This window comes from Pantoea anthophila, assembly GCF_006494375.1.
Lineage (GTDB): Bacteria > Pseudomonadota > Gammaproteobacteria > Enterobacterales > Enterobacteriaceae > Pantoea > Pantoea anthophila.
The window spans coordinates 1-6,448 of the sequence record NZ_VHIZ01000047.1 but is presented as its reverse complement, the minus strand read 5'-3'; the positions used below and the strand labels follow the sequence as shown (position 1 = coordinate 6,448).

The window sequence follows — 6,448 nt, the reverse complement described above, 5'->3', positions numbered from 1 at the left end:
CGGTCCCAGTGAAACTTCACCTTCACCCGCCCGTAGCGGTCCGTCCAGATGGACTCCCCCTTCGGCCCCACCACCTTCGCCGTCTGCGGGCCGTGCGTCTTCGGCCACGGCGTCTCCGGCGGCGTGCGCCACGTCACCGACGACGGCAGCACCGTGAAGTCAATGTTGTGGCGGCTCTCCCCGCCGTCGCCGCTGGCGTAGGGGTTCTCGGCGAAGTCATAGCTCGCCGAGGTCACCAGGTATTCGCCGTTGTCGCTGAAGTGCGGCGCGTTGAGGACCGAGAAGGTGTACCCCGGCGCGATGCCGGTGGCCGTGCCCGACCCGCTGACGCGGTGGTGCTCCGCCTGCCACACCTCCTGACGGATGCGCGCGTAGGACTCGCCGTGGCTGTGGTCCACAAAGTGACCCGGCCAGTCGTAGACGTCCACCGCGCCCGGCACCGGCGACGCCGGGTTCTGCCGCGCCTGCAGCATCCACGCGTTCGGCTTGCGGAAGTCGTAGTCGTCGGTGCTGTACATCCCCGGCGTCACGCTCTCCGACAGCGACCACTGGCTGATGCCCTCCTCCGTCACCACGCCGCCGGACGGCGTGACGTGATAGGCGATAGTCTCATAGCCCGGAAACGCCTGGTGCTGGTCCGGCGCGTCGCACAGCACCAGCGTGTGTTTGTCCGCCTCGTGGCGGAAGAAGTAGTACATCCCCTCCAGCTCCATCAGGCGGCTGATGAAGTCCAGGCTGCTCTCCTGATACTGCACGCAGTACTCCCACACCCGGTAGCTGCCCGCCAGCCGCGTCTCGACGCTCACCCCGTACTCCTTCAGCAGCGTCTGCACTATCTGCGGCACCGTCTGGCTCTGGAAGATGCGCAGGTTGCGGTCCCGCTTCATCGGCCACAGGTCCGGCTCCACCGTGAGTTCGTAGCACGCGTAGCGCGTGCCGTTCAGCTCCTGGCTGCGCACCGCCACCCGGGTGATTTTACCGTTGAGGTAGCGCGGGCTCAGCGCGCTCATCAGGCCGTCGGTGGGCAGCGTGAACGTCACCGGCTGGCCCAGCAGGGCGTGACGGTCGATGCGCGCGTCGGTGGAGAGCAGCTCGGCGGTGAGCACAAACGGGTGCGACAGCGCCTCGGTGCCCTTCAGCGTGTGGAACAGCAGGCCGTCCGCCGGCAGCTGTGCGGTAATACGTGAGAACATAAGTAATCCCTGTTCTGAAGAAGATATGGCAAAATTTACTGTTTTAAGGTGCCAGCATCAGCACTTTGAACTGACTTGGCACGATTCGCATCCCAATCGCATTGGTGGAGTTTTGCAGGCTCATGCTGGTCAATCGGGTTGCCGGCGTGCCTTTCAGTAATACAGTAAATGCCCCGGTCAGGTGGCGTGATGGGCCCATTACCGTCCCTGATGCCACACCCGTTGCTACTCCGGGGTTATCGCCGTTCGTCAGCGGCGTGACGGTTGCCATATTATGCGCAGGCATCCCCATAAACAGGATGTTCATAGCATTAGGAATAGCGGTAGGCCCCAGAGCAATATCCGGATAAGGAATCGGTACCGGCGCAGGTGTGGGTGTCAGGCAGACATCCGGAAAAGCTAAATCCACGCCAAACAGCTGACAGTTTGCGAACATTGTTACTCCTTAACCCATATGAATCTGTTCAGAATCGACTTTCGTAATGGCTTTTGAGGTGATCACCGTATTGCTGGCATGCAGGCGGGCGTAATCTTGGGCTTTCATATCAAGCTGACCGGCCCGGACCTGTTCAGTATTACGTGTGGTACGCAGCAGGTTATGGCTAACCTGCGTAATGGTTTGCCACACCGATTCCGCACGCTTGCCAACGATGCGCGAAAGGCTGACCCAGGCAGAGATCTTGTCACCGCTATAATTCATGTCGCTGATGTGACAATCACCCTGTTCAGCGCTGATGCGCAACGCGGAACTGCTCAGACTTAGCTCCCCCGTACTGTGGATATGTAAATCACCAGGCACGCTCAGTTCAGCCTGTTGCGCGTTCGCGCGCTCCAGCACCGCCAGCAGCCAGATCTGGTTTTCGACGCTGGTTACCAGCACCGTGTCTCCCACCTGTGGCGCAATCACGCAGCTGGCTGCACGCCGGCAATGCCAGCCACGTCCATCACACTCAACGGTGAGGCTGGCATCAGCGAAGCAGTGCGTAACTAAACCCGCTGACTGCACTGGCGGTAAAATGGCCTGCGCCAGTTTATGATTTACGTTGTTCATAATTTCACTCCTTAACTGCGGCTCTGGCGTTGAGCGCTCCAGGCCTCTGCGGCCAGTAGTTCTTCATCAAATTCAATGATGCCCTGACGGCCAGAGAACTGAGCGTTCTCCTGACGCGCCCGGTGCATACGCGTACGGGAAAAAGTGGCACCACGAAGATCGGCCATGCGCAAATCGGCGGCGGAGAAATCGCTGTAGGTCAGATCGCAACGATTAAATAACGCCTGCATAGCGTTAACCTGCTGCATGATGCTCTGGAAAAAGCGGCTGCCGCTGAAATCGGTGTGCATCAGCGTCGCACCGGCAAAAATAGCCTGATCAAAAAGGCTGCCTTTACACTGCGCGTTGCTGAGGTTGGCTTCCATGAACAGCGCCTGGCTGGCATTCACCTGATTGAGCTGCGCGGCTTTCAGCGATGCGCCTTTAAAGTTGCACTGCACAAGGTGCGCACCATTTAACAGCGTGTCATCCATCGCGCAGTCCGTGAACTGGCAGCCGGTGAAGCGCTGTCTTTCGTAATTTTTACCGCGCTGGTCACAATTGAAAAATACCGTGCGATCAAATTCGCCGGCGGTCAGCGAGGTCTGACGCAAATCAATACCATAAAACGTGGTGAGCAGGCTTTTGCAGCCGTCGAAGCGGCACGCCTCCAGCGGCGATTCAAAAAAGATGCAGCGGTCGAACTGAGCCTGAGTGAACTGGCTCTGTTCCAGCGCACATTGCATAAACTGGGTAGTAAACAGTGCGCAGCGTGAAAAGTCGCTACCGGTCAGTTCACATTGATTCAATACGGTTTCGGTCAGCCGGGTGTCCGTCGCCTGTAATCCTGCCATTTCGCACTGATTAAATACCGTCTGCTCCAGTCTGGCATTATTCAGCCTGACCCGGGAAAGCTGACACTCAGTGAACACCGTTTCCTGCAGATTAGCGCCCTGCAAATCCGCACCCGCCAGAGAAACGTCCTGAAATACGCCGCCGGCAAGATCGCATCCACGTAAATCCAGGTTCTGCAGATCAAGTTCACTTATTACCTCGCCCTGCTTAATACGCTGCTGCAATTCTGCTGCGCTGAGCGTGGTCATACAATTTCTCCATCACGCTTAGGAAGCGTCTTGATACGTTTGATCCACGCGCCGTCAAGCTCAGTGGTATCACTGGTAAAGGCCTGAGACAAATCAGTGCGAAACAGATTCGCACCGCGAAACTGTGCCCCACCCAGCTGGCTTTTTTGCAGTAATGCCCCCATCAGACTGGCATCGGTAAAGTCAGCATCACGAAAATCAGTGCGCACAAACATACTGCCCGTCATATTAGCGCGCCGGAAATCAGCAGCCTGACACGCGGCCTCGCTCAGATCGCTGTTCTCCAGTTTTGCCAGCGTAAAGTTCGCACCGTTTAGCGGCGTCTGACGCAGATTACTCTGGCGCAGCGTCGCCTGGCTAAAGTCTGCACCGTTCAGAGAACTGCCGGCAGCGACTGCGCTGGCTGTCCATGTTGAACCGCTGAAGTCTGCTCCGTTTGCCTGGGTCTCTACCCACGAGCAGCTATCCAGCACGGCCTGCCTGAATGAAGCCTGCTCCAGCGTGGATTTCAAGAACGTCGTCTTAGTGAGCGTTGCCTGTAAAAAATCAGGACCGGGAAGGTTAAGCTCCATAAAAACGCAGCTATGCAGCGTCGCGCGATGGAAGCGACACTGAGTAAACCAGGTTTCGCGGAATAGCAAGGCACTGAAAGTGGCGTCGCTGAACGTGCAGTTATCGAACAGTGTTTCCTGCAGTTGCGTATCTTTGAACTGCGCGCCGGAAAAATCGCTATGGCAACACTGCGCCAGTACCAGAGTGGCGTTTTCAAAGTTACAGTCGCGCAGAGAGGTATGATGCAGTTCAGTGCGTGCCAGCATTGCACTGTGAAAGCTGGCGCCGTCCAGCTGGCAGTGACTTAAATCGGCGCACTCCAGCAGCGTTTTGCTGAAGTTCGCGCCGCGCAGGTCCATACCCGAAAAGTCCGCACCGGTCAGATCCATACCGCTGAAGTTACCGCCCTGCGCCAGGGTGCGCTCCGCGCGCTGACGTATAATCTGTGCCAGATCGCCTTTCAGGCGCCTGGCCGGCGGCTGGCTGTTGACTGACATCAGGTACATCTGATGCAGCGCATCGCGGCTTTGAGCCAGCTTCTTCTCACTCAGCGTGTCTTTATTACGGTGCAACATTTCCTGCATGCGAAACAGCGTTTCCGGCCCCCGCGGCTGATGCTCATCACTCTGGCTCTGCGGGTACTTTTCTTCCATCTCTCGTTTGCGCTGCTCTGCCTTCGCCTGCATCTCCTGTGCCTCCCGCTCCATTTTCTCAATGAATTCCGGCAGGTCTTCGAGTCGGGGCAGTTCAGGCTCTTCCGGTTCGCTCAGCAGGTCATCAACTTCGCCGCCGCTGGACTCCATGCGCGCGCGATGCTGTTCACGTAACAGGGCAGCACGATTCTGCATGTTTTCCCGCATAGGACTGGAAGTCTGTTCGACCTGGTTATCAACCCAGGCACCGATCGTCTCTTCCGGAATTAAATCTTTTTCACGGAAGGAGAACAGCGCACCTTTCTCTTTATCAACACGCTGCGTGAGTACTTTGCGGTAATGACTGACTGACCGGGATGCCCCCTGTTTTTCCAGCGCGGGCATCAGCTGCATGACATCAGCCGCGTCATCTTCGTTAATGCGCACGCTGCCCTGCCACAGCAGGAGCATTTGCTCAAGATGCGGAAAAAACCATACCGTCGTCGCACGCAGGGCTATTTCTTCAAAAAGCGTTTCGTCACCGCGCTGGCGGTTGATGAAACAGCGCGCCTGCCAGGGCGGGAGTTTACCCTCCTGCAGCGCTTTTTGTGGATGCATATTCCAGATACGCCATGTAGCCTGTTCCGGTAGCGCGTCGCGATCCTGCCACCATTGATCGGGGCTGGCAGCATTGAATACTTTCCAGTCAATATCACGCGCAAAGCCCGGAAAATCATTCTGCAACCAGCTGGTATCATATTTTTTTCCCATACGGCTAAAGCGACGCGGCCAGCTGATGTCGAGTGGTCCAAAACCCGCAGGGTCGGGTTTTTGTTTAGCATGAGTGAGGCGACCAGCCATGGCTTCAATATTGGGCAAGCGAATGAATTCGTGCCCCTGATGCACTTCGGAATGAATCCCTAAGCCATAAGGATTTTCATCGTGCCCTTCCCCGCCAAATGCCCGGCTCCAGTCGAGCCTCATTGATTCAAACGGTTGCGGTTGCGTTATCTGGTTTCCAACCCAGTAGCGATCGCCAAACACCGCCAGCGATTTGCTCAGCGTGTCGACGTCAATGCGCGCTGCGCAGGCGGTTTTGTCGTGCTGGTGATGGGTATATGCATGGCCTGTGGCAAGAAACTCTGCACGCACTTTTGGAATGGCCAGATCCAGCACGCCACCGCTGGTTTGCAACTCACTGGCGGCCAGTTGCCACAGCTCCATTTCAGGACGGAGCTGCGGCTTTTCCCCCATGTCAGTCAGCGCAAGCACCGTGACGCCCAGATGATTTTTACCCTGCCAGCGAAACGGGCGATTAAGTACGCTCAGGCGCAGAGGCTTAATAATTTTCATGCCTGGGTTCCTTTTGAAACGACAGATAAAACAAATACCGGGCCTGATCCCGACCCGGTATTGAGAATGGTGTAGATATTTATACTTCTTTTGAATAGGCTGAGACTGCATTGAAAATATGTATTAATTTACTTCCAATGCTAATTAAAAATGGATTTGTGCATATGCATTGCAAAACTTTCAGGCTGATCTTTTTCGTAAGTCAGTTTTATGCTATTTCCGACCCTATACATCGCCAGTTCTTCTGCTCTGATCACGTCACAGCTTCGGCCTTCATAAACCTGATCATCTGCATTGTGATAATGATATTTATTAATGGACTGCCATTTCCACCACGAATATAGACATCAGTAATTTCACCCTGCATTTTGATGCCATGCTTATTCAGATATGGCTTGCGCTGATTCTTTTTAACATTTTTAATGTTAAGCTAAAAAATGATAAAAGAAAAAACAAACAACACAAATAAAAAAATGGCATATGATAAAGGGAATCGCCACCCCATTCCTAAATAAAATCTATAACACATGACAAACATGAAAAACATAACAAAAAAAACACAACGCAGCCCAGAAAATGTCATGT

Annotated in this window: 5 protein-coding genes; all 5 read right to left on the bottom strand. The window is 55.1% G+C overall.

All coding sequences use genetic code 11. From position 1 onward, the window contains the following. Window positions 1–1,193, bottom strand: a 1,193-nt coding sequence (locus FJW00_RS11355; protein ID WP_140924127.1) for a type VI secretion system Vgr family protein, incomplete at its 3' end; no start/stop codon positions are given. A 43-nt stretch (window positions 1,194–1,236) separates the two neighbouring features. Beyond that, on the bottom strand, window positions 1,237–1,629 hold the full coding sequence (locus tag FJW00_RS11350; protein ID WP_140924136.1) for a DUF4150 domain-containing protein: 393 nt from the start codon (window positions 1,627–1,629) through the stop codon (window positions 1,237–1,239). 9 nt (window positions 1,630–1,638) lie between these two features. Beyond that, window positions 1,639–2,244 carry a DUF3540 domain-containing protein gene (locus FJW00_RS11345; RefSeq protein ID WP_140924134.1) on the bottom strand — a complete coding sequence of 202 codons (606 nt, stop codon included), beginning with the start codon at window positions 2,242–2,244 and terminating at the stop codon, window positions 1,639–1,641. Between the two features lie 11 nt (window positions 2,245–2,255). Further along, window positions 2,256–3,326, bottom strand: a complete 1,071-nt coding sequence (locus FJW00_RS11340; RefSeq protein ID WP_140924131.1) for a pentapeptide repeat-containing protein — start codon at window positions 3,324–3,326, stop codon at window positions 2,256–2,258. Then, window positions 3,323–5,863 (bottom strand): DUF2169 family type VI secretion system accessory protein, encoded by a 2,541-nt coding sequence (locus FJW00_RS11335; protein WP_140924129.1) that lies wholly within the window; start codon window positions 5,861–5,863, stop codon window positions 3,323–3,325. The genes FJW00_RS11340 and FJW00_RS11335 overlap by 4 nt, the downstream gene beginning before the upstream one ends. Between the last annotated feature and the right edge of the window lie 585 nt (window positions 5,864–6,448).

Excerpts from the sequence above, each read along its gene's own strand:
- FJW00_RS11350 (WP_140924136.1), bottom strand. The coding sequence starts at position 1,629 with ATGTTCGCAAACTGTCAGCTGTTTGGCGTGGATTTAGCTTTTCCGGAT.
- FJW00_RS11345 (WP_140924134.1), bottom strand. The coding sequence starts at position 2,244 with ATGAACAACGTAAATCATAAACTGGCGCAGGCCATTTTACCGCCAGTG.
- FJW00_RS11340 (WP_140924131.1), bottom strand. The coding sequence starts at position 3,326 with ATGACCACGCTCAGCGCAGCAGAATTGCAGCAGCGTATTAAGCAGGGC.
- FJW00_RS11335 (WP_140924129.1), bottom strand. The coding sequence starts at position 5,863 with ATGAAAATTATTAAGCCTCTGCGCCTGAGCGTACTTAATCGCCCGTTT.